At 57.7% G+C, this 20344-nt stretch carries 21 protein-coding genes; 12 read left to right on the forward strand and 9 right to left on the reverse strand.

Translation table 11 applies throughout. The annotated features are described in order from the left end of the window. Nucleotides 1-15 precede the first annotated feature (15 nt). Entirely contained in the window at nucleotides 16-975 is a 960-nt protein-coding gene (locus Q9R35_RS05750; protein ID WP_063688974.1) for a tripartite tricarboxylate transporter substrate binding protein, read from the reverse strand. A 235-nt stretch (nucleotides 976-1210) separates the two neighbouring features. Between Q9R35_RS05750 and Q9R35_RS05755 the strand changes: the two genes are divergently transcribed. From Q9R35_RS05755 to Q9R35_RS05780, 6 genes are read left to right on the forward strand one after another with little or no spacing between them, the layout of a single operon-like run. Next, complete coding sequence (locus Q9R35_RS05755) at nucleotides 1211-1981, forward strand: DeoR/GlpR family DNA-binding transcription regulator (RefSeq protein ID WP_197313412.1); 771 nt, start codon at nucleotides 1211-1213, stop codon at nucleotides 1979-1981. Beyond that, the gene (locus tag Q9R35_RS05760) at nucleotides 1978-3084 is read left to right on the forward strand and encodes an ABC transporter ATP-binding protein (protein ID WP_063688971.1); all 1107 of its coding nucleotides are present in this window, start codon (nucleotides 1978-1980) and stop codon (nucleotides 3082-3084) included. The genes Q9R35_RS05755 and Q9R35_RS05760 overlap by 4 nt, the downstream gene beginning before the upstream one ends. A gap of 19 nt (nucleotides 3085-3103) precedes the next feature. Continuing rightward, nucleotides 3104-4366 carry an ABC transporter substrate-binding protein gene (locus Q9R35_RS05765; RefSeq protein WP_311219521.1) on the forward strand — a complete coding sequence of 421 codons (1263 nt, stop codon included), beginning with the start codon at nucleotides 3104-3106 and terminating at the stop codon, nucleotides 4364-4366. A 12-nt stretch (nucleotides 4367-4378) separates the two neighbouring features. Beyond that, the gene (locus tag Q9R35_RS05770) at nucleotides 4379-5269 is read left to right on the forward strand and encodes a carbohydrate ABC transporter permease (protein ID WP_009463182.1); all 891 of its coding nucleotides are present in this window, start codon (nucleotides 4379-4381) and stop codon (nucleotides 5267-5269) included. Beyond that, nucleotides 5269-6111: a carbohydrate ABC transporter permease gene (locus Q9R35_RS05775; protein WP_153229000.1), complete on the forward strand. Its 843-nt coding sequence runs from the start codon at nucleotides 5269-5271 to the stop codon at nucleotides 6109-6111. Before Q9R35_RS05770 ends, Q9R35_RS05775 begins: the two co-directional genes overlap by 1 nt. A 9-nt stretch (nucleotides 6112-6120) precedes the next feature. Next, nucleotides 6121-6930, forward strand: coding sequence for a phosphodiesterase (locus tag Q9R35_RS05780; protein ID WP_063688965.1), 810 nt, complete (start codon nucleotides 6121-6123; stop codon nucleotides 6928-6930). 106 nt (nucleotides 6931-7036) lie between these two features. Here the strand turns inward: Q9R35_RS05780 and Q9R35_RS05785 are convergent, their stop codons facing one another. The 3 genes from Q9R35_RS05785 to Q9R35_RS05795 form a co-directional block, all read right to left on the reverse strand. Beyond that, nucleotides 7037-9478, reverse strand: coding sequence for a TonB-dependent siderophore receptor (locus Q9R35_RS05785; protein ID WP_311219522.1), 2442 nt, complete (start codon nucleotides 9476-9478; stop codon nucleotides 7037-7039). Nucleotides 9479-9625: 147 nt separating this feature from the next. Further along, nucleotides 9626-10621 (reverse strand): FecR family protein, encoded by a 996-nt coding sequence (locus Q9R35_RS05790; protein ID WP_311219523.1) that lies wholly within the window; start codon nucleotides 10619-10621, stop codon nucleotides 9626-9628. Then, the gene (locus Q9R35_RS05795; protein WP_311219524.1) at nucleotides 10611-11117 is read right to left on the reverse strand and encodes an RNA polymerase sigma factor; all 507 of its coding nucleotides are present in this window, start codon (nucleotides 11115-11117) and stop codon (nucleotides 10611-10613) included. Before Q9R35_RS05795 ends, Q9R35_RS05790 begins: the two co-directional genes overlap by 11 nt. Nucleotides 11118-11570: 453 nt before the next feature. Between Q9R35_RS05795 and Q9R35_RS05800 the strand changes: the two genes are divergently transcribed. The 5 genes from Q9R35_RS05800 (at nucleotide 11571) to Q9R35_RS05820 (ending at nucleotide 14193) form a co-directional block, all read left to right on the forward strand. Continuing rightward, on the forward strand, nucleotides 11571-12278 hold the full coding sequence (locus Q9R35_RS05800; protein WP_042482758.1) for a TerC family protein: 708 nt from the start codon (nucleotides 11571-11573) through the stop codon (nucleotides 12276-12278). 96 nt (nucleotides 12279-12374) lie between these two features. Continuing rightward, complete coding sequence (locus Q9R35_RS05805) at nucleotides 12375-12656, forward strand: peptidylprolyl isomerase (protein WP_009463196.1); 282 nt, start codon at nucleotides 12375-12377, stop codon at nucleotides 12654-12656. Between the two features lie 359 nt (nucleotides 12657-13015). Then, nucleotides 13016-13282 carry a hypothetical protein gene (locus tag Q9R35_RS05810; RefSeq protein WP_045930782.1) on the forward strand — a complete coding sequence of 89 codons (267 nt, stop codon included), beginning with the start codon at nucleotides 13016-13018 and terminating at the stop codon, nucleotides 13280-13282. A gap of 3 nt (nucleotides 13283-13285) precedes the next feature. Next, nucleotides 13286-13747, forward strand: a complete 462-nt coding sequence (locus tag Q9R35_RS05815) for a YaiI/YqxD family protein (RefSeq protein ID WP_042482768.1) — start codon at nucleotides 13286-13288, stop codon at nucleotides 13745-13747. Nucleotides 13748-13818: 71 nt separating this feature from the next. Then, nucleotides 13819-14193 (forward strand): nucleotide pyrophosphohydrolase, encoded by a 375-nt coding sequence (locus Q9R35_RS05820; RefSeq protein WP_042482771.1) that lies wholly within the window; start codon nucleotides 13819-13821, stop codon nucleotides 14191-14193. A 13-nt stretch (nucleotides 14194-14206) separates the two neighbouring features. On the opposite strand, the gene Q9R35_RS05825 is transcribed toward Q9R35_RS05820, so the two are convergent. The 5 genes from Q9R35_RS05825 to Q9R35_RS05845 form a co-directional block, all read right to left on the reverse strand. After that, a complete protein-coding gene (locus Q9R35_RS05825) occupies nucleotides 14207-14848 on the reverse strand; it encodes an HD domain-containing protein (RefSeq protein ID WP_311219525.1) in 642 nt (213 codons plus the stop codon). 115 nt (nucleotides 14849-14963) lie between these two features. Next, nucleotides 14964-15938, reverse strand: a complete 975-nt coding sequence (locus tag Q9R35_RS05830) for a tripartite tricarboxylate transporter substrate binding protein (protein WP_311219526.1) — start codon at nucleotides 15936-15938, stop codon at nucleotides 14964-14966. 30 nt (nucleotides 15939-15968) lie between these two features. Then, the gene (locus tag Q9R35_RS05835) at nucleotides 15969-17123 is read right to left on the reverse strand and encodes a mandelate racemase/muconate lactonizing enzyme family protein (RefSeq protein WP_086069444.1); all 1155 of its coding nucleotides are present in this window, start codon (nucleotides 17121-17123) and stop codon (nucleotides 15969-15971) included. Nucleotides 17124-17560: 437 nt separating this feature from the next. Next, nucleotides 17561-17941, reverse strand: a complete 381-nt coding sequence (locus Q9R35_RS05840; RefSeq protein WP_042482785.1) for an RNA-binding S4 domain-containing protein — start codon at nucleotides 17939-17941, stop codon at nucleotides 17561-17563. A 34-nt stretch (nucleotides 17942-17975) separates the two neighbouring features. Next, nucleotides 17976-19484 (reverse strand): DHA2 family efflux MFS transporter permease subunit, encoded by a 1509-nt coding sequence (locus Q9R35_RS05845; protein ID WP_311219527.1) that lies wholly within the window; start codon nucleotides 19482-19484, stop codon nucleotides 17976-17978. A 144-nt stretch (nucleotides 19485-19628) separates the two neighbouring features. Between Q9R35_RS05845 and Q9R35_RS05850 the strand changes: the two genes are divergently transcribed. Beyond that, nucleotides 19629-20237 carry a TetR/AcrR family transcriptional regulator gene (locus Q9R35_RS05850; protein WP_311219528.1) on the forward strand — a complete coding sequence of 203 codons (609 nt, stop codon included), beginning with the start codon at nucleotides 19629-19631 and terminating at the stop codon, nucleotides 20235-20237. Nucleotides 20238-20344 lie beyond the last annotated feature (107 nt).

Below are 20344 nucleotides of genomic sequence, written 5' to 3' on the forward strand. Positions count from 1 at the left end.
GTTCCCCGACTTGCTTTACTGGATCAAGCCCGCGTCTTGCAGGATGGTCGTGGTGCGCTCGGTTTCTGCCTTGATGAAGTCACCGAATTTGTCGCCGGCCAGAAAGTACGGCTCCCAGCCCAGACGTTCCTGCGTTGCTTTCCATTGTGGTGCTTCGCTGAGCTTGGTGAAGTGGTCAATCCACAGCTGATAGTTTTCTTCAGGCATGTCGACCGAGCCCAGAATGCCCCGCCAGTTGGCAATTTCGACCTTGTATCCGGCTTCGGTGAACGTGGGAACCTGTTCCAGACCTCTCATTCGCTTGTCCGAGGAAATTGCCAGAATGCGGATGCGGCCGCTGTCGGCAAATTGCTGGAACTCGGACGCTCCCGAGATTCCGGCCTTCAGGGTCCCGTTGACGATGCCAGTCACCGTATCGGCGCCGCCGGCTTGCGGGATGTAGTTCAGGGCTTTGACGGGCACCTGGCCTTGTTGTGCCAGCAAGGCCAGGGCAATGTGATCCGTACCACCGGCAGAGCCACCGCCCACGGGCATGGCTCCAGGGTTGGCCTTCATCGCTTGTACAAAATCATCCAGGTTTTCATAGGGGGAGTCGGCTTTGACTGCCAGCACAACGTATTCCGCTGTCAAACGCGCCACAGGTCGGAATTTGCTCAAATCAATGGGGGATTTGTTCATGGCAATCGAGCCGACCGTGATCGCACCGAATACAGCCAGGGCATCGGCTTTGCCCTTTTGCGAGCGCTGGAAGTCGGCCAGGCCAATGGTGCCGCCGGCACCGCCCTTATTGGTGAAGCTGACGGTGCCGGTGTAGATGCCAGCCTCATTCATGGCCTGCATGGATTGGCGGCCTGTGGAATCCCAGCCTCCGCCTGGATTGGCAGGCAGCATCATGCTGAGCTGGGCTTGCGCAGTGACTGCAGCCCCCAGCAAGGTAGCGGCCAGCAAGGGACGCAGAAAGCGATGAAGTTTCATGTCATGTCTCCTGAATAAGTGTGCACGCAGGCACCTGATTTTTTTTAGTTGTTCGCTCCTGATATTACCCTATGCGTAAAGCCGTTGAATGCAGCGTGCAATTGATGATGGAGGCACTGATGAAAATGTTCATACGAACATTTTTACGTCATAAAACTTTCATCTGAGCGTCACCGACTCGTAACGTCGCGTTCCTACACTGCCGGGTATTCAAACGAAACCCATACGCCGTGTTATGAACCTATCTGTCAGGCAAAGCATTATTGTGGATTTGCTGGCCGCCCAAGGGGCGGTGTCCGTTGATGGCTTGGCCTCGCATTTCGGGGTGACGCCGCAGACTATCCGGCGCGACCTGAACCACTTGTATGAAGCCGATCTGGTGCGCCGCCGCCATGGTGGTGCCGAACTGAACGTGGTCGAGCGCAATGTGCCTTTCCAGACGCGCCGCATTACCCATTTGCAAGCCAAGGCCCGTATCGGCCGAGCCGTTGCCAAACTGATTCCTCCCGGTGCCAGCCTGCTGCTGGGCTTTGGCACGACCCCCGAACAAGTTGCCCTGGCGCTGGCCGACCATCGAGATCTGACCGTGGTCACCAACAACATCAGCGCGGCTTTGGCCCTGTCCCACAATATGAGCCACCGCGTGGTGCTGACGGGGGGTGAATTACGCCAACCTAACCCCGAAATTCTGGGCCCCGGTGCCGAGCGTCTGTTCAACAGTTTCAAGGCCGACTTCGGCGTGTCCGGAGTAGGGGGCTTTGATTCAGACGGCGCCTTGCTGGACTTTGACATGGCCGAGTCCGATTGCCACAAAGCCCTGCGCGGCAATTGCCGTGTGCGGATTCTGGTGCTGGACCACACCAAGTTTGGTCGCCGTGCGCCTGTGCGCAGTGGCTCTTTGGATGATGTGGATATTCTGGTCAGTGACCGACCTATTCCCGAGCCTTATCGCGAGCAAATTCCTGCACGCATTCAGGTCGTGGTTGCCGACGAGGTGCAGGCATGAGTCGCGCCGCTATTGAGCTGCAAGGCATAGGCAAAGCCTGGGGTGAACAGGCTGTGCTCAAGCAGATGGACCTGTCCATTCAGGAAGGCAAGTTCACGGCCTTGCTGGGGCCTTCGGGCTGCGGAAAATCCACCTTGCTGCGCATTATCGCCGGGCTGGAAACACCGGATCAGGGTCGTCTTCTGATCAATGGGCAGGACGCCACTTATCTGGAGCCCGCCAAGCGTGGTTTAAGCATGGTGTTCCAGTCCTACGCCCTGTTCCCGCATCTGAATGTGGCCGACAACATCTTGTTCGGCCTGCAAGTACGCCGGGCTGATCGTCAGCAGCAAAAAGAGCGGCTGCGTGAAGCTTTGGCGCTGACCAATCTGGAAGGTCTGGAAGAGCGCAAGCCCGGTCAGCTTTCGGGCGGGCAGCGGCAGCGTGTCGCCTTGGCGCGCAGCATTGTGTCGGGTCATCGCATTTGCTTGATGGACGAACCGCTCTCGAACCTGGATGCCAAGCTGCGTCACACCGTGCGCCATGAAATCCGTGCCTTGCAGCAGCGCCTGGGCTTGACCGTTGTGTACGTCACGCACGACCAGACCGAAGCCATGGGCATGGCCGATCACGTGGTGCTGCTCAATGCCGGACATATCGAGCAGCAGGGCAGCGCCCAGGATTTGTACGGCCAGCCCAATAGCGTCTTTACCGCCGGTTTTATCGGCAGCCCACCCATGATGATGATTCACAGCGACCACGTTCCCGTGGAGCTGTGGCCGTCGCGCCGTCAGTACGACCAGCCGCATCGTGTGCTGGTGGGCGTGCGCCCGGAGAACCTGAACTTGCACGAAGCGGGCGAGCAGCATGTGGCCGCCACCGTGGTGCATCAGGAGTTTCAGGGCGCCGATGCCTATGTGTACGTGCAGCTTGATGACGGCCATACCCTGATCGTGCGCGCGCCGCACAGCCGCAGCGTCGAGGCGGGCGCTCGCTGTGGTTTGAGCTGGAATCCCGTTCACGCTTTTTACTTTAACCAGGACAGCGGGGCTCGCCTGCCGACTCCGTCAGCGGATGCTCTGACTGCTGCTCCTTTCGCTGTTCCTCCTGCTGTTCTTCCCTAAACGTACTGCGAGTCTACTCATGTTGAAGAATTGTCTGCTTGCCACTTCCAGCGCCCTGTTGATGGGCCTGGGCGCCAATGCCCATAGCGCGGTGGAATTGACCATGTATTACCCCATTGCCGTCGGTGGTCCGCTGACCGATGTGGTCGATGGAATGATCAAGGACTACCAGGCTCAAAACCCGGAAGTCAAAGTGAAAGCCGTGTACTCCGGCAACTACGACGAAACCCGTGTGCGTGCCTTGTCGGCCCTGCGTGCAGGCGAGTCGGTGCAACTGTCTGTGCTGGGTGCATTGGACACTCATGATCTGGTCGAACAAGGCCTGGTTGAAGCCTTTAGCGATGTGGCCCAGGACGCCCCCAGCCAGGATTGGCTGAAAAGCTTTTACCCTGCCTTGATGGCTAACGGCACCTTGGAAGGCAAGGTCTGGGGCATTCCGTTCCAGCGCTCCACCATCGTCATGTTCTACAATAAGGACATGTTCCGTGAAGCGGGCCTGAATCCGGATCAAGCTCCCAAAACCTGGGACGAACTGGTGCAAACCGCCCAGAAGCTGACCAACGATCAGCACCACGGCCTGATGATCCCTTCGACCGGCTACCCCTACTGGATGTTCCAGGCCCTGGCCTTGCAAAACGGCCGTCAGTTGATGAATGAAGAAGGGACTCAGGTTTACTTCAACGATCCCAAGTCGGTTGAGGCTCTGCAGTTCTTCCACGACCTGGCCTACAAGCACAAGGTCAGCCCCACCGGCACCATTGAATGGGGCACGCTGCGCCAGGCTTTTGTGCAGGGCAAGACCGCCATGATGTGGCACACCACGGGTAACCTGACAGCCGTCAAGAATGAAGCCAAGTTCGACTTTGGTGTCGCCATGCTGCCTGCCAAGGAAAAAGCGGCTTCGCCTACCGGCGGTGGCAACTTCTACCTGTTCAAGGGCGCTAACGACGAGCAGAAAAAAGCGGCTCTGGATTTCGTGCGCTGGATGACGGCCCCTGAACGTGCTGCCAACTGGTCCATGGCCACGGGTTATGTGGGTGTCAGCCCGGCCGCCTACGAAACGCCTGCTCTGGTCAAGTACGCCAAGACCTTCCCGCAGGCGCTTGTTGCCCGCGATCAGTTGGCCGTGGCCTCGCCCGAGTTTGCCACTTACGAAACAGCGCGTGTACGTGAGCTGCTGTCCAATGCCGTGCAAGCCGTGCTGACCAATGCCAAGACGCCCAAGGCCGCTTTGGATGAGGCCCAGGCTGCTGCAGATCGTCTGCTGCGTCCTTTCAACTAAGCAGGTGCAGGAATGGCTGAACCATTGCGTGTGCTGCGTAAAGAGTGGGTATTTGCTTACCTCTTGTTGACGCCGCTGTTTGTGCTGCTAAGCGTGTTTGCCTTTATCCCGGCGCTGCACACGTTCTGGTCCAGCCTGTTGAGTAAAGGCACGGCTCGTCGTCCGGCCCAGTTCGTGGGCATGGACAACTACGATGCCATGCTGGCTGACCCGACGTTCTGGCTGGTTCTGAAGAACAATCTTTGGTACGCGGCGATTGTGATTCCGGTGTCCATGGCCCTGGCCTTGTTGATGGCCTTGTGGGCCAACCGGGCCATGAGCATGCGGGCCTGGGTGCGTTGTGCTTACTTCACGCCCACCATGCTGCCCATGATTGCCGCCGCCAATCTATGGCTGTTTTTCTACACACCGGATCTGGGTTTACTGGATCAGATTGCCAAGCTGTTTGGCGCCGGGGCCACCAACTGGCTGGGCCAGCCGCAAACCGCCTTGGGTGCCGTCATGGTGGTGACGATCTGGAAAGAAGCTGGTTTTTTCATGATCTTTTATCTGGCGGCCTTGCAAACCATCCCGCCCGAGCTGCGCGATGCCGCTCGTCTGGAAGGCGCGACCCGTTGGCAGTATGGCCGCCGTGTGCTCTTGCCCTTGCTGGCACCCACGACCCTGTTCATTTTGATCAATGCGCTGATCAACTCGGTCAAGCTGGTTGATCACCTGTTTATCCTGACCAAGGGCGGCCCCAATAATGCCTCCAAGCTGATGCTGTACTGGATCTGGGAAACCGCCTTTGCCTATATGGATACGCCTAGTGCCGCCGTGCTGACGGTTGTGCTCCTGCTGGGGCTGGGTGCCGTCGCTATTTTTCAATTCCGCTACGCTGAACGACGCGTGCACTACCAGTGATGAACATGGACACTGTTTTGACTGCCCCAGGCCGCCCGCTGCGTTTGCCTTCTCTGGATACGGTAGGGGCGCACGCTTTGGCCCTGCTGTGGATTGCGCCCTTGCTGTACGCCTGCTGGGCTGCGTTTCGCGACCCGTCCGCCGCCTTGAGTTTTGACTGGAGCGCAGGCTGGACTTTGGATAACTTTGCTGCCGCCTGGGACCGTGCGCCCTGGCTGCGCTACATCTTCAACACCACCGTGCTGGTGCTGACCATTCTGGTCGGGCAGTTTGTGCTGTGTACCTTGGCCGCTTACGCCTTTGCCCGTTTTCGTTTCTTTGGCAGCCAGTTTCTGTTCATGCTGCTGCTTTTACAGCTGTTCATCCTGCCCGAAGTGCTGATTGTGGAGAACTACCGCATGGTGGCTTTGTTGGGCTGGACGGACACGGTCTGGGGCATGGGTGTGCCTTATATGGCCAGTGCCTTTGGCGTGTTCTTGTTGCGTCAGGCTTTCAAACAAGTGCCCCGTGAACTGGAAGACGCAGCGCGTCTGGAAGGCTGCAGCCGCCTGGGTGTGCTCTGGCGTGTGTATGTGCCGCTGGTCAAGCCTGTATACCTGGCTTACGCCCTGGTGTCGGTGTCTACGCACTGGAATAATTTTCTCTGGCCTTTGGTGATCAGCAGCTCTGACCACACCCGGCCTTTGACAGTGGGTTTATCCCTGTTTGGCGCACCGGAAAGTGGTGTCAGTATCTCCCTGATCAGTGCCGCCACACTAATGACTATCTTGCCGCTTCTGCTGGGCTTTTTACTGTTTCAGAAGCAGTTCATGCAGGCCTTTTTACGCGCCGGCATTCGTTAAGGAATTCTGATGAAGATCATCCAGTTTTCGGATCTGCACATTACCCCGCCCGATGGCCTGTTGTTTGGCTCGGACCCTCTGGATCGCTTGCGTAGCTGTGTGGAACACGTCAACCGCCACCACGCCGATGCGGACCTGTGTGTGCTGACGGGCGACCTGACCCACGCCGGTCATCCACGTGCTTACGAGCGTCTGCGTGAAGGTTTGCAGGACTTGATTCCGCCCGTGCGTCTGATGATGGGCAATCACGACAGTCGCAGCGCATTTCATAGCGTGTTTCCACAGGCCACAAGCGATTTGCCCGGTTTTGTGCAAAACGCGGAAACCATGGGTGACTGGCGTCTGATTTATCTGGACACTTTGGAGGACGGCTACACCAACGGCTACTTGTGTACGCGGCGTCTGGAGTGGTTGCAGCAGGAGTTGGCCGCGCATAGCGGGCCGGTGATGCTGTTTTCCCACCATCCTTTGCCCGCCTTGCAGTACCCGTCCATGGACTGGCTGCGCTTGAGCAATGCCCCGGATCTGTTGCCTGCACTGAAAGCACATCCCGCGCCCGTGCATTTGTTCTCCGGCCACGTGCATCGCTGCGCCAGCGGCGTGTGGAATGGCCTGCACTTTGTGACGGTGAATGGCACCAACCATCAGCACGAACTGGATCTGGAGCGTGAGGGGGCGGCTACGTCTACCTTTGAGCCGGCCAGCTATGCGGTGATCTTGCCCAATGCAGATGGTCTGACTGTGCACTTCCAGCCCTTCGGTTACGAAGAGCTGCGCTTTCCGTACACCGGCGATTTACGTGCCTTGAAATGCATTTGATCCACGCTGTGCCATAACACAGCGCTGCCTTGTTGAGCGCGGCACCTGATTCCTGGGGGCAATCCAGAGATCGGGAGCCGTTTTTTACGCTCTGGCCCTGTGCTGCTTAGAAGGAGTAACGCAGGTTCAGCATGGCATTACGCGGTGCGCCGTAATAGCCGGTGTAGAAGGTCTGATCCAGCGCGCTCAGGTACTTGCGGTTGAACAGATTGTTGACGTTCAAGGTGGCCGTCAATTGTTTGCTGAAGTCGTAGCGGCCCATCAGGTTGACCACGGCGTAGCTGCTTTGCTCGCCGGTGACGGTCTTGCCCAAATCCCACGGTGTGGCGGTGAAATGGATCTGGCTTTGCCAGTTCACACCACCCCCAATCGTCAGGCGATTCCAGCTGCCGGGCAGGCGGTAGGTGGTCCACAGCTTGGCCATATGGCGCGGCACCAGGGTTTTGATGCGCTCGCCCTGGGCGTCTTTGGTCTGGCTGTAGGTGTAGCTAAAGGCCATGTTCCAGCCATCGAGCAGCTCGCCCGTCACTTCCATATCCAGGCCCTGCGTTTTGGCGCCTTTGACAGCGGTGTAAGCCGCTTCGCGCTCGGTGCCCGGCACGATAAAGCCACTGTCGGCCACAGCCAGATTGTCCTGGCGGATTTCGTACAGTGCAATGCTGCTGTTCACGCGACCGTCCAGCATTTCGCTTTTCAGGCCGATTTCGTAGTTATCGCCTTTGCGCGGGTCCAGAAAGTTGTCGCTGCGGTCACGATAGCTTTGTGGCTTGAAGATGCTGGTGTAGCTGGCGTAGATCGAATGCTCTTCATTCAGGTCATACACAATGCCTGCGTAGGGGGTGAAGACATTGTCTTCGTGCATGGTTTTCAGGCTGTTATTCCTGGCCAATGCTGGGTCGGGATACTGCTGGGACAGGCTGTAGCGATAGTTGCTGATGCGGGTGCCCAGAATCACGGCCAGATTGTCGCTGGGCTTCAAGCGCAGCGCGGTATAGCCGCCGTATTGCTTGACGGACAAATCGTAGTCAAACAGTTTCTCGCCGGAGATGTTCGGGCGGGCAGGATCGTTGTCCCACTCGAACATATTGTTCACGGCGGTGCCTTCAATACCGGCATAGCGCATAGGTTCGTGGAAGTTGTCGTACTTGGACGAGTTAAAGCCCAGTACCAGTTCATGCTCGCGCCCGAAGAGCTGGAACGGGCCTTTCACATTCACATCAAAGCTGGTTTGACGTTGTTTGGCGCTGGAGACACCGCCATACAGCTTCACGCCTTTGCCGGTGATCGGGTCCGGGTAGCCCCAGGACGCATCGGCACGCTGACCATTGCGGCGGCCTTCCATATGGTTCAAGGATAAGGCCAGCGCCCAGTCGCCTGGCAGTTGCTGATCCAGCTTCAGGAAGCTGTTTGTGACTTCCATGGTGTTGGTGCTCCAGCGTGCGCCGGGGCTGGTGTGCACGTCGTAATCAATCTGCTCGCCGGTGTTGTAGAACAGGGGCAGGCCGGAGCCGGTGGAGCCGCGCGGATCGTTTTTCTGATAATCCAGCCCCAGAGTCACCAGGGTTGTATCCGTGACATCGGCCTCCAGAACGCCGTAGACAATGTCTTTCTTGGTCTTGAAGTAGTCCATGTAGCTATTGCCTTCCTGATGCGCTCCCACCAGACGGCCACGCAAGCGGCCGCTGTTGAGCAAAGGTCCGCTCAAATCGACCTGCGCCCGCATCTGATCCCAGGAGCCATAGCCGATTTCAGCATGGCCCTGGAAGTCCGTTGTAGGGCGCTTGCGCACCATGTTCACGATGCCAGAGGGGTCGCCCGCGCCAGCCAGCAAGCCGGAGGCACCACGCAGCACTTCCACGCGGTCATAAATCGCCATATCCGCCAGTCCCTGGGGGATGTTTTGGCTGACGATATCGGACAGCGTGGACAGGCCGTCCAGCTGATAGTTGTCGATGGCATAGCCACGCGAGTAGATGGTGTAGCGGTCGCTGCCTATGTGCTGGATAGAAATACCGGGTGTTTGTTGCAGCACGCTGCCGATATTGTCCAGCGACTGGTCTTCAATGCGCTGGCGCGTCATGACGCTGACGGTTTGCGGCGTTTCACGCAGCGTCATGTTCAGCTTGGTGGCCGTGGTAGTAGCGCCGTGGCTGGCATAGGTCTGGCTGCCTTCCGTCACGGGCAGGCGACGGCCCACGACACGCACCGGGTCCAGCATGGTGGCGTCCGTATTGGGGCGCGACAGGGTGATGGTGTTGTTCTCGCGCCGGTACTCCAGACCGGAGCCTTGCAGCAGGCTGCGCAGGGCCTCTTCCGGGCGCATGCGGCCTTGAATCGGTGTTGTGCTCAGACCTTGCACCAGTGAGGGCGAGAAAAACACCTGTAGCTGGGTTTGCTCGGCCAGTTTCAGCAGGGCTTCGGACAAGGGCTGGGCAGGAATGTGGATAGGAACAGGATTGTCCTGAGCCAGGGCAGGGGCGCTGGTACTGGCCAGCATCAAAGCGAGCAGGACGGGACGCAGGCGGGGTAGAAAAGCGGTTCGGTTCACGGTGCAGGTTCAGGGTAGGGGCGGGCATCACGGTGCCCGGATTCAGATATGTTCTTCAAACGTGATGTTGAGGAACGCTGAATCTAAATACGAGTCAGTCTTAATAAACCCCTTAGTCTGAATCGTTTTGTTTGAAACAAATAGTAACTATGGGACGCTGCTCAGCAGCACGCTGCCATCGCCTTGAGTTTGTGCTTGTAGTGGCAGAATCTGTTGCAGGGCCTGGAGCACCACGCTTTGTTCGTCCAGTAGAAACGAGGCGGTGACACGCTGTTGGCCGATCTTGGCATCAGCGATCCGAATGGGTTGCTCGCGGTAGCGGTTGAGTTCCGCAACGACCTCCGACAAGGACAGATCACGCACAATCAGGCGGCCTTGCCGCCAGGCGGTGGCAGCGGCCACATCAACTTCGGGCTGGATACTCAGACCCTCCTCGGGCGACACGGTGGCGCCCGAGCCTGCGGCCAGATACCGGGTCTGGCGATTCCACCAGCGTCCGCTGGACACTTCCACACTGCCGCTTTCAACCAAGACTTTGACCTGCTCGGCATCGCGGCGCACTGTAAAGCTGGTGCCGGTAACGCGCACCACGGTATTGCCTGCTTTGACGATGAAAGGGCGTTGCGGGTTGGATGCCACGGCACACATCACTTCGCCCTGAATCAGGTCCAGGTGACGGCTGTCTTCATAAAACCGCAGCTCGGCCTGTGTGCCGGTATTCAGTTCCAGGCTGGAGCCGTCCGGCAGGGGAACCCAGCGGCGCTCGCCCACACGTGTTTGCAGGGAGGCGGCGTAGACAGCCTGGGGACTGAGCAGCAGGCCGGCCAAACCGGCAGTGCCGGCCACGGCGACCAGTGCGCCAGTATGGCGGATCAGTTTGCGGCGGCGCAGATCGGGCCGAACAGGCACCTTGTCGCCATACAGCAAGTTGACCAGGTCCTTGTCCAGCGTGCTGGCCAAAGAGCTGAGCTGCTCTACCGCCAGAAATTCCCGCTCGTTTTCCGGATCGGCCTGCAGCCAGTCTTCCAGGGCTTTTTCATCGGCTGGAGTAAAGCGGCCCGAATGCAGGCGGGCCGACCATTGGGCGGCGGCTTCGGCAGGGGAGGTGGCATCACAGGGGGAGAAGGGAGATTCAGAACTCATCGCGCAGGCGCTCGCGGACAAACTGGCTGGCCAGCGCAATATAACGCTCCACACTGGCAATGGACAGTTTCAGATGACGGGCAATTTCAGCTTGGGTCCAGCCTTCGATGCGATTCAGCACAAAAGCCCGTCGGTGATTCAAAGGCAGCTCTTCCAGGGCCGCCACCAAGGCACGGCGCAACTGCTCCGCACTGGCATAGGCATCGGCCCCGTCGGTGACCGGGTGGGTGTCTTCATGCAGCTCGTCCCAGGCCAGGTGCTGGAAGCGGCTATTGCGACGCCACAGATCAATGGCCCGATGACGCGCAGACCTGTACAGAAAATTGCGGGCATGGGCTGCCGTCAGCGTTTTCTGATCTTTTTGGAGCAAGGCCTCCACGGCGTCATGAGCGACGTCCTCCGCGTCCGCCGCGCTGCCAAAGCGGCGCAGGCAGGACTGCATAAACTCGCCATAACAGGCCAGCCAGCTTTTGCGGGAGAGGTCCGAGTTGGACATGAGGACGGGAGCTTGAATGACAAAAAGCAAATTATTGCAAATAGTTCTCATTAACTCAATGAGACTTTTTCTGCTGGCGGCATGGCGTGACGCGAGCGTGCAACGCCGATCGGGAACTTGCCGCGAAAAAACGCCATGTCCGGCGAAAAGCTTTGTTGTTTCATACAAGATCGTTATACTTGCGAACTATCAGGGGGAGTAGCTTACTTTCCGGTGCATCGTCATCACGGCAATCCGTGTTTTTCACGCATTCCCGGTGCCCGGGCAGCCTTAGGGTTGCAAGCAAGACCTTGCCATTAATGGGCAAGGTGTATCCTCTACAAAGAGATGGCCTGTGTCCTTAATGGATCAGGCCATTTTTGCTTTGTACAACATCCGTCATTTTCTCGTTGTACAGTCATGCAAGATGGTCGTCAGCTTTCAATCAAACAATATGAAAAGGCGGTCTTACACATGATGGAGTTTTTGCAAACAATGAGTTGGGCGGCAGTATTTCAGATCATCCTGATCGATATATTGCTGGGGGGCGATAACGCCGTGGTTATCGCATTGGCTTGCCGTAACTTGCCCGCCCAACAGCGTGTCAAGGGTATTTTGTGGGGTACGGCCGGCGCCATTGGCTTGCGCGTGGTCCTGATTGCCTTTGCCCTGACCTTGCTGGCTGTGCCTTACCTGAAAGTGGTGGGTGCCTTGCTGCTGGTCTGGATCGGCGTCAAGCTCTTGATTCCTGAAGAAGATGGTCACGGTAATGTTGAGGGTGGTGCCACTTTGTGGAAAGCCGTTAAAACCATCATCATTGCCGACTTTGTGATGAGTCTGGACAACGTGATCGCGATTGCTGGTGCGGCTCAAACAGCAGATCCGGATCATCAGATCGGTCTGGTTATCTTTGGTCTGGTCGTGAGCGTGCCTATCATTATCTGGGGTAGCACCCTGGTTCTGAAGCTGATTGATCGCTTCCCTATCGTGGTGACCTTCGGCGCCGCGCTGCTGGGCTGGATTGCCGGTGGCATGATCGTGACGGATGTGAAATTCGTCGAGTTCTTCGGTGAAGCCTCCACCAGCACCAAGCTGATTGCTGAAGTGGTGGGTGCCTTGCTGATCGTTGCCCTGGGTCATGGCATTGCCGCGGCCAAGCGCAAGAAAGCTGCCCAGGCCTGAAATTGAAACAGCAGGTGTAGAACCGGCGCCGGGGGCTTCGCTTCCGGCATGGTTCTGGGTTAAGCTCAAACGATTTTCTAAAAAAAGGAGTACACCATGGCACAAGCCTCCGCACGCCACATTCTGGTCAGCACCGAAGAGAAAGCGAACGAACTGAAAGCCGCTATCGAAGGTGGTTCTGACTTTGCTCAGGTGGCCAAGGAAAATTCCAGCTGCCCATCGGCCCGCATGGGCGGTGAGCTGGGAACATTTGGCCGTGGCCAAATGGTGCCCGAGTTCGATCAGGTTGTGTTCAGCGCCCCCGTTGGCGTTGTGCAAGGCCCCGTCAAGACTCAGTTCGGCTACCACCTGGTAGAAGTGACTGCACGTCAGGACTGATACGATCAGGCCCGAAAAAACCCGCTACGGCGGGTTTTTTTGTGCATGCCGGGGACGGGTGACCGGCGACTAGTGATTAGGATTCGGACTTGGCTGTTGCTGGGGCTGACAGGGTAGGGAAAAATTGAGTTTCCTTTAAAACCGACGCGGTGCCCAATAAAGAGGCTGTTTTTTGTCTCTTTTCTTGTGCAACAGGTCTTCTTATAGAAACTAATGCTTTGATTGTCAGGACTTATACATAAAAAGTCTGGACATTTGCTTGCAAGCTGCGCAGTATGCCAGCCATACCGGCTCACGGCCTTGTCGCCGTGTTGTTCGCTTACCGTGAGCGAACCAGCCCATTCTTGTAAAGAAATCCGATGAAACGCACCGATATGGAAAAACTCAGCGCCGTCAAACTGCTGAGCAATGTAAAAAAAGCGGGTACGCCACAGCGCTTTGCGGGTGATTCCGCCGTAGCCGATCGGCGCGAACAACGTCGTCTGGATCAGGCCGCTGGTCTGGTGTCCTTTCCCGTGAAGCTGACCCAGCCTGTCATTGATGCCGTACGCGCTCGCGCTGCCGAGCAAGGCGTATCGACCAATGAAGTGATTGACCGCCTGCTGGCCCAAGCACTGGAGCTGTAATCCATGCAGATTTGGGTTGATGCGGACGCTTGTCCCGTCGTCATCAAGGAAATTCTGTACCGTGCCGGGCAGCGTTGGAGCCGCCATGTGATCCTGGTGGCCAACCAGATGCTGCGCACCCCGCCATCGCCCTGGTTGCGGGCGGTGCAGGTGGCGCGGGGCTTTGATGTGGCGGATGACTACATTGTCCAGCACGCCAGTGTGGGAGATCTGGTAATTACCGCTGATATCCCTCTGGCCGCCCAGGTGCTGGAGCGCAAAGCCCTTGTCCTGACCCCCAGAGGCGAACGGCTGGATGCCAATAGCATAGGCGAGCGCCTGGCCATGCGCGACATGATGGAAGAACTGCGCAGCACTGGTGTGGATATCGGAGGCCCGGCCCCCTTCAGCCAGGCCGACCGGCGCGAGTTTGCCAATGCACTGGACCGCCTGATGATGAGCCTGAAAACGGCTGCGAGATCGTAAACAGACTTGCCATCCCCCCGGTCCGTGTGTGAGTCTGTCGCTGGATTGAAATTTTTAAAGTGAAGTACGTAATGACAGACTCCAACCGCCCCCTGATGAATTTGACTGGCCTGAATGAGGCCGTCGCCCAGTTCGCCCGCGAGCGTGAATGGGACCAGTTCCATAGCCCCAAAAATCTGGCCATGGCACTGACCAACGAAGTGGGCGAGCTGATCGAGATCTTCCAATGGCTGACTGAAGATCAGTCTCGCGAGGTTGGTAACGATCCGAAAACCGCCGAAGCCGTGCGCGATGAACTGGCGGACGTGCAGATTTATTTGAGCCGTCTGGCAGTCGTTCTAGGGGTGGATATGAACGAAGCGGTCACGAATAAGCTGGTGAAGAATGCGCAGAAATACCCCGCTGATAAGGTGCGGGGGACGAACAAGAAATATACGGAGTTGTAAAAGGGGCTAGGGATTACAGCTCCCCCAGCATTTCCTCTACAAATCGTTCCATCCGCGCGTGTCGTTCATGCGCGATTTCCTGTCCGCGCCTTGTCTGAAAACCCTCGGCCAACTTGAATAATTTGGCCGGGAAGTGATCCAGTGCGTAGTGCTTGTCATCCAGAGGGCGATTCTCTGCTTTTGGATCTTCCGGCTCATACAAGCTGGAGCCCATTCGCCCTGCGGTATAGAAGCAGCGAGCTATCCCTAAAGCACCAATGGCATCCAGACGGTCCGCATCCTGCAAGATGCGGGCTTCCAGGCTGACCGGCGTTATGTTGGCTGAAAAACTATGGCTTTTGATCGCTTGGCCCACGGCTTCACAGTCCTGCTCGGACCAGTCCATCCTAGTCAGAATGTGTTGCGCCTGCTCCGCTGACAGAGTGGAAGCGCGCGAACGCAGGGGCGAGTTTTTTTCTACCGCCACGCAGTCGTGCAGCACCGTTGCTGCCAGCAAAATCCGCAGATCCCCACCTTCTTTTTCCTGAATCGCACAGACATTCTTCCAGACGCGCTGCAAGTGTGATTGGTCATGGGAGCCGTCGTTGTGACTGGTGCTGCTGTGGGGCAGGAGTTGGGCGGCAAGCTCTTCAAAGGGGTGGAACAGGCTGGACATGGCTATGGTTCGCTGTAAAGGGTGCCACAGCATAACGCGAAGCAGCAGGGGCAGGACAGGCTCAAGAAAAAGGGCTGCCAGTGGCAGCCCTGAAGGTGAGTCGCAGTTGTTAGAGTTAGAAGTTGCTCAGCCCCAGATCACTGACCGAGTCGGCCCAATAGTTCAACTGCTGATCCACATAGATCGTGAATTCGGCAGGGCTATTGGTGACCAGTGTCGCGCCGTTTCCTTCCCAGATTTCCTTGATCTTGTCGGTATTCAAGGCACGGTGGATGCTGTCTGCCACGCTTTGCACGGTGGCATCCGGCACATCTCCTTGCATGAAAATCCCGTACCAGGTCTGGGCGCTGATCTCGTCCATGCCCAATTCCTTCAAGGTAGGCACATCCGGCAAGGCAGGAGCGCGTTCGGGGCTGGAAACGGCCAGGGCGCGCAAGCGGCCATTGCGTATCTGCGCCACGGCCGAGGGCATGGTCTCGAACATGAAGTCCACCTGATCGCCACTGATCAGCGCCATGACAGCCGGGCCGCTGCCTTTGTAGTGCACGGCGGTCATGGTGGTGCCAGCTTTCTTTTCCAGCTTGCCTGCCATCAGATGCAGCATGGTGGCGACGCCGCTGGTGCCATAGTTCACGCCAGCGCCTTGCTTGGCGGCGGCCAGCAGGTCCTCCACGCTGTGATAGGGCGAATTGGCGTTCACCACCAGCACATTGGGCATGGCAGCAATCAGGGTGACGGCTTTCAGGTCTTTGCGGGTGTCGTAGGGGAAGTTCTTCAACACGGCAGGCGCAATCATGTGATGCACGGCACCGAACAAGAGCTGATTGTCTGCGGGGCTGGAGTTGGCCACCATGCTGGCACCCAGCACGCCGCCTACGCCTCCTTTATTTTCTACAACAACGGTTTGCCCAATTTCAGTGCCCAGTGCTTCGGCCAGGGGACGGGCCAGGGTATCGCCCGACCCTCCTGCGGCAGAGGGGACGATCAGCCGCACCGGGCGCTCGACCCAGGCGGGGGGAGCTGCCCAGCTTTGGGGCGCGGCAGCAAAGATAAAACTGAGGGCAAGTACAACACGGGACCAGGGTTTCATGTTTTTTTACCTCCTCGGTAGTCGTCGGTTTCAGCCTTTGCCGGAGCCCAGGCTGCCGGGGTTGCTGCGTAGCTTGTCGATTTGATCTTGTCGTGGTGTCAGCCCCAGGCCGGGGGCTTCGGGCATGCGCAGCCAGCCTTGTTCGGGTTGAGGCAGGCCGGTGTAGATTTCGGCCATCATGGCGCTGGCCGCCAGATGCCATTCCACATCGCCGCCATTTAACAAACCGCAGTGCAGGTGACCGTTGTGAGAGGGGAAGGCCCCGCCATTGGCGACGGACGCGTTAAAGCTTTCTGCCAGGGCGAAGATCTTGCGGGACTGAGTGAAACCGCCGGAGATCAGCACGTTGGGCTGCAGAATATCCACGGCTTGCTGCATCAGCAGATCCCGGAAACGATAGGACTGGCCTTCGTTCTGGCCAGCGGCAATGGTGATGCCTGTACTTTGACGCAGCTCACGCAAGCGGCCCGTGTCGTTCTGGGTGATGGGTTCTTCAAAAAATCCGACGTCCAGATCACGAGCATGGCGGGCGATGGCTTTGGCATGCACGTAGTCCAGGCTGCAGTTGCCGTCGATGTACAAAGGGATGTCGGCGGGAATGGCCTCGCGCACTAGACTCATGCGGCGCATGTCCTGGCGGATCAGGTCGGCAAGCGGGCGCGGTTCGTCGCGACGTTGCAGGCCGTGATGGCCTACCACCATCTTCAGGCCCTTGAAGCCTTGATCCACGCAGTCGCGTGCCACTTTGACCAACTCTTCTTCACCCAGAAAGGCAAAGCCAAAAGTCGCGTAGGCAGGCACTTTTTCTCGGGCACCGCCCAGCAGTTTCCATACCGGCAGACCCAGGGCTTTGCCCTTGATGTCCCACAAGGCAATGTCCAGGGCAGAGATGGCGTGCATGGCATAGCCGGTCTGGCCACGAGGGCACACGTTCCAGTACATGCGGTCCCACAGGCGCTCGGTGTTCAAGGGGTCTTGCCCAATCAGGTCGCTGGCCAGAATATCGTTGATGGTGCTGGCAACGGGGTGCTCTTCGGTAATGGCGCTCAGTCCATAGCCGGTGATGCCTTCATCGGTCTCGATTTCCACATGACAGATGGCAAGGTTGGTGGGTTTTTGGATGCCCGCGCTATCGAACTTGAAAGGTACGTTCAAGGGAATGGCGCGTACTGCCGTGATCTTCATTTTCCTGTCTCCTCACGCTTTTTGAATGCGTTTGCATGTAATTGTTTTAGGTTTATAGCGTTTTGTTGTAAGCGTGATCAATGGTGTAAACCCTTGATTTTATTGATATATAAAAGCGTAATCTGATATATCAAAAAGGGTTTATGGAGCTTTTTGGATGCTCTTTAGTGGAGGGTTTGTCGCATCAGTAGATTCGTTGGGAAACGAGAGTTCAGGCGTTTTCTGCGGTGCTTGGAAGCCGCGCAGGGACTTGCTGATTAAATAGGTAAGGCGAGCTGGGAGGCGGTAAGCAGGAGCGGGTTTTTACGCCTTGTTCAGATCGTTGTGAAACGCGTTCGATGGACTTGACGAAAGAGCGACACCTAAAAAAAAGCCCAGCCAAGCAGGGTAGCTTGGCCGGGCTTTTTCTGTATCGCGAAGCAGGAGCAGCGGGTGGACTATTTACCTCGCAGCAACTGCATCTGACGGCGATCCTTTTTCGTTGGACGGCCAGCATCAAAATCCAGTGCAGGCTCGGGAGCCAGACGACGTTGTTCGGCGGCCTGGGCGCGCCGTGTGCTGCTTTCTTCCGTTTCCTGATACAGCTGGCGGGCAACCGGGGCAGGCCCACGCACGCCGCTTAATGCGGTGACATGAACCTCCATGGCCGGAGTTTCTTTGCGCAGGGTAATCACATCACCAATGGAGACTTCACGGGCAGGCTTGGTGTTTTGCTGATTCAGCAAAACCCGCCCTTTGGTGATCTCTTCAGAAGCCAGGCTGCGCGTCTTGTAAAAGCGCGCTGCCCAGAGCCATTTATCCAGTCGTAATTTGTCCATGCGCTATTGTAAATCCAGTCTGCAATCGCCGGGCTTAATGCAGTTCCACCGCAGCGGCAGGAGCCGCCTGCACACGAGGCAAACGCAGACGCAGCAGCAGAACCAGACTGAAGACGGCCAGCAATCCGGCCCAGAACATGACGCGGTGAAAGCCGTCCGCCCAGGCGTGCTGGATGGCTTGCATCCAGAACAAGGAATCGGCCGAGGCAGGCAGATTCACCTGACCGGAGCTAATGATTTGCTGAGCCTGTTCCCGCATGGGATTGACCGGATCAAGGCGGCTGGACAAGGAGATGACGGCGCCCTGGCTCATCAAGGAAGCCAGCAGGGCAACGCCCAAGGTCATGCCAGTTTGGCGGATGGCGTTGGTGGTGGCTGATGCCATACCGGAACGCTCACGTGGCACCAGGTTCATGACCAAGGTGCTGCACGCCGGGACGGACAAGCCCATGCCTATGCCCAGTACGGCCAAAGCGAAACCCGCCATCCAGTAGGACGCGCCGGGTTGCAGCAACATCATTAGCCAGGAACCGGCTGCCATCAGGCCAAAGCCCACGGTCAGGATCATTTTCAGTCCAAAGCGTGGGCTCAAGGCACCGAAACGGGAGGCCAGCACGGCCATGCCGATGAACTGAGGAGCCAGCCCCCAGCCGGTTTGGGTGGCACTCCAGCCCAGGGCATTCTGGAAGAACAGGGACAGGAAAAACACATTGCTATAGGCGGCAAAGCCCAGCACAAAGGAGGCGATATTGGCGGTGCTGAAGCGGTAGTCCCGAAACAGGCTCAAAGGCAGCAAGGGGCGGGCGACGCGGGTTTGGGCATAGATAAACGCGACGAAGGTGACTGCGGCCACGCCCAGGGAGCGAACCGTTTCGGTCGCGTGCCAGCCTTGCTCACCCGCGCAGATCAGGCCATAGGTCAGGGAGCCGAGCCAGATAACGCTAAGCAACTGGCCGATCGGGTCGAAGGCCGCGTGTTCAGGGTTGGCCGATTCCTGAATGCCCCACATGCCCAAGCCCAGGGTCAGCAAACCCAGTGGCAAATTCAGACTGAAGATCGAAGGCCAGTCGGCCACATCAACCAGCACCCCGCCCAGTATCGGGCCCAACACCAAAGCCAGAGCGCTGAAGGAAGACCAGCCGCCAATGACGCGAGCACGCTGGGCAGGGTCCGGGAAGGCATGGGTCAGGATGGACAAGGCGCCGGGAATAAGCAATGCCCCCGCCATGCCTTGCACGACGCGGCCCCAGAGCAGGGCGCTCAGTGAACTGGCCAAGGCGCACATCATGGAACCGACGGTAAAGGCCAGCACGCCCAGCAGCCAGCTTTTCTTGCGTCCGTAGCGATCCCCCAGCAGCCCGGCGGACAACATGAAGGCGGACAGGCACAGCGCATAGGAATCCACAATCCATTGCAGTCCGGCCATATCAGTCTGCAGGGATTGCTGCATGCGCGGCAAGGCAAGATTCACGATGCTGATGTCCAGGGTGACCATGAAAGTCCCCAGGTAAATAGCGATGGTTAGAGCAAGTCGGCGTGTCATAGTGCTCGGTAAATGAGAATTGTTATCGACGACTATAAAACGTTGACTGACTGTCAGTCAATAAAAAATAAACAGGCTGGCTAAAATAGTGCGGTGACACCCGACGAGGCGCTTTGTCGGGTTTTTTCTGCTACCTTGACGCCCATGACCGCTGCCAAAACACCCCGCACTCAACCCTCTGAAGTTCGTCGCCGAGATTTATTGGAGGCGGCTGCCACCTTGTTTCTACAACAGGGGTTTGACGCCACACCGGTCGATGAAATTGTGTTGCGGGCAGGGATGTCCAAAGGCTTGTTCTATCACTACTTCAGCTCCAAGCAGGAGATCCTGGCCGCCCTGCGCGAGCAGTTCATCCAGCAATTTCATGACCGCGTGCAAGGGGCGCTGGAGCAGGCGCCGGAGGGCGACTGGGTTCAGCGTCTGGCCTGTTGGATTCGAGCTTCGGTACAGGCGTATAGAGACACGCTGGACATGCACGATCTGGTGTTTTCAGACCATATGCGCAGCAATTACCAGGGCGAGCGCAACACGGTGACTGAGCCTTTGCACTCGATCTTGAGCGAAGGACAGAAAGCCGGTGCCTGGTCTGTGGCCGATGTGGATTTGACCGCCTGGGTGATCTACCAGGGCATGCATGGTGCGGTCGACAATATGGGCCTGGAAACTGCGGAGCAGTGGGCCGCTATGGAAGACAATCTGGTGACTCTTTTTGTGTCCATGCTTGGAGCGACGCCACCTTGCCGGAAAAAATAGGCTGTTAGAACGGTGCTGTCCATGTATTTATACGGCACTTGGAGACCTTGAAAAAAGCCATGAGAGGCCGGAGGGCATGCCTTCAAGAATTTTGCTTCTTCTATTCA

Source organism: Alcaligenes sp. AB3 (assembly GCF_031844565.1).
Taxonomy (GTDB): Bacteria; Pseudomonadota; Gammaproteobacteria; order Burkholderiales; family Burkholderiaceae_B; genus Alcaligenes; species Alcaligenes faecalis.

Excerpts from the sequence above, each read along its gene's own strand:
- Q9R35_RS05750 (WP_063688974.1), bottom strand. The coding sequence starts at position 975 with ATGAAACTTCATCGCTTTCTGCGTCCCTTGCTGGCCGCTACCTTGCTG.
- Q9R35_RS05755 (WP_197313412.1), top strand. The coding sequence starts at position 1,211 with ATGAACCTATCTGTCAGGCAAAGCATTATTGTGGATTTGCTGGCCGCC.
- Q9R35_RS05760 (WP_063688971.1), top strand. The coding sequence starts at position 1,978 with ATGAGTCGCGCCGCTATTGAGCTGCAAGGCATAGGCAAAGCCTGGGGT.
- Q9R35_RS05765 (WP_311219521.1), top strand. The coding sequence starts at position 3,104 with ATGTTGAAGAATTGTCTGCTTGCCACTTCCAGCGCCCTGTTGATGGGC.
- Q9R35_RS05770 (WP_009463182.1), top strand. The coding sequence starts at position 4,379 with ATGGCTGAACCATTGCGTGTGCTGCGTAAAGAGTGGGTATTTGCTTAC.
- Q9R35_RS05775 (WP_153229000.1), top strand. The coding sequence starts at position 5,269 with ATGAACATGGACACTGTTTTGACTGCCCCAGGCCGCCCGCTGCGTTTG.
- Q9R35_RS05780 (WP_063688965.1), top strand. The coding sequence starts at position 6,121 with ATGAAGATCATCCAGTTTTCGGATCTGCACATTACCCCGCCCGATGGC.
- Q9R35_RS05790 (WP_311219523.1), bottom strand. The coding sequence starts at position 10,621 with ATGAGTTCTGAATCTCCCTTCTCCCCCTGTGATGCCACCTCCCCTGCC.
- Q9R35_RS05795 (WP_311219524.1), bottom strand. The coding sequence starts at position 11,117 with ATGTCCAACTCGGACCTCTCCCGCAAAAGCTGGCTGGCCTGTTATGGC.
- Q9R35_RS05800 (WP_042482758.1), top strand. The coding sequence starts at position 11,571 with ATGATGGAGTTTTTGCAAACAATGAGTTGGGCGGCAGTATTTCAGATC.
- Q9R35_RS05805 (WP_009463196.1), top strand. The coding sequence starts at position 12,375 with ATGGCACAAGCCTCCGCACGCCACATTCTGGTCAGCACCGAAGAGAAA.
- Q9R35_RS05810 (WP_045930782.1), top strand. The coding sequence starts at position 13,016 with ATGAAACGCACCGATATGGAAAAACTCAGCGCCGTCAAACTGCTGAGC.
- Q9R35_RS05815 (WP_042482768.1), top strand. The coding sequence starts at position 13,286 with ATGCAGATTTGGGTTGATGCGGACGCTTGTCCCGTCGTCATCAAGGAA.
- Q9R35_RS05820 (WP_042482771.1), top strand. The coding sequence starts at position 13,819 with ATGACAGACTCCAACCGCCCCCTGATGAATTTGACTGGCCTGAATGAG.
- Q9R35_RS05825 (WP_311219525.1), bottom strand. The coding sequence starts at position 14,848 with ATGTCCAGCCTGTTCCACCCCTTTGAAGAGCTTGCCGCCCAACTCCTG.
- Q9R35_RS05830 (WP_311219526.1), bottom strand. The coding sequence starts at position 15,938 with ATGAAACCCTGGTCCCGTGTTGTACTTGCCCTCAGTTTTATCTTTGCT.
- Q9R35_RS05835 (WP_086069444.1), bottom strand. The coding sequence starts at position 17,123 with ATGAAGATCACGGCAGTACGCGCCATTCCCTTGAACGTACCTTTCAAG.
- Q9R35_RS05840 (WP_042482785.1), bottom strand. The coding sequence starts at position 17,941 with ATGGACAAATTACGACTGGATAAATGGCTCTGGGCAGCGCGCTTTTAC.
- Q9R35_RS05845 (WP_311219527.1), bottom strand. The coding sequence starts at position 19,484 with ATGACACGCCGACTTGCTCTAACCATCGCTATTTACCTGGGGACTTTC.
- Q9R35_RS05850 (WP_311219528.1), top strand. The coding sequence starts at position 19,629 with ATGACCGCTGCCAAAACACCCCGCACTCAACCCTCTGAAGTTCGTCGC.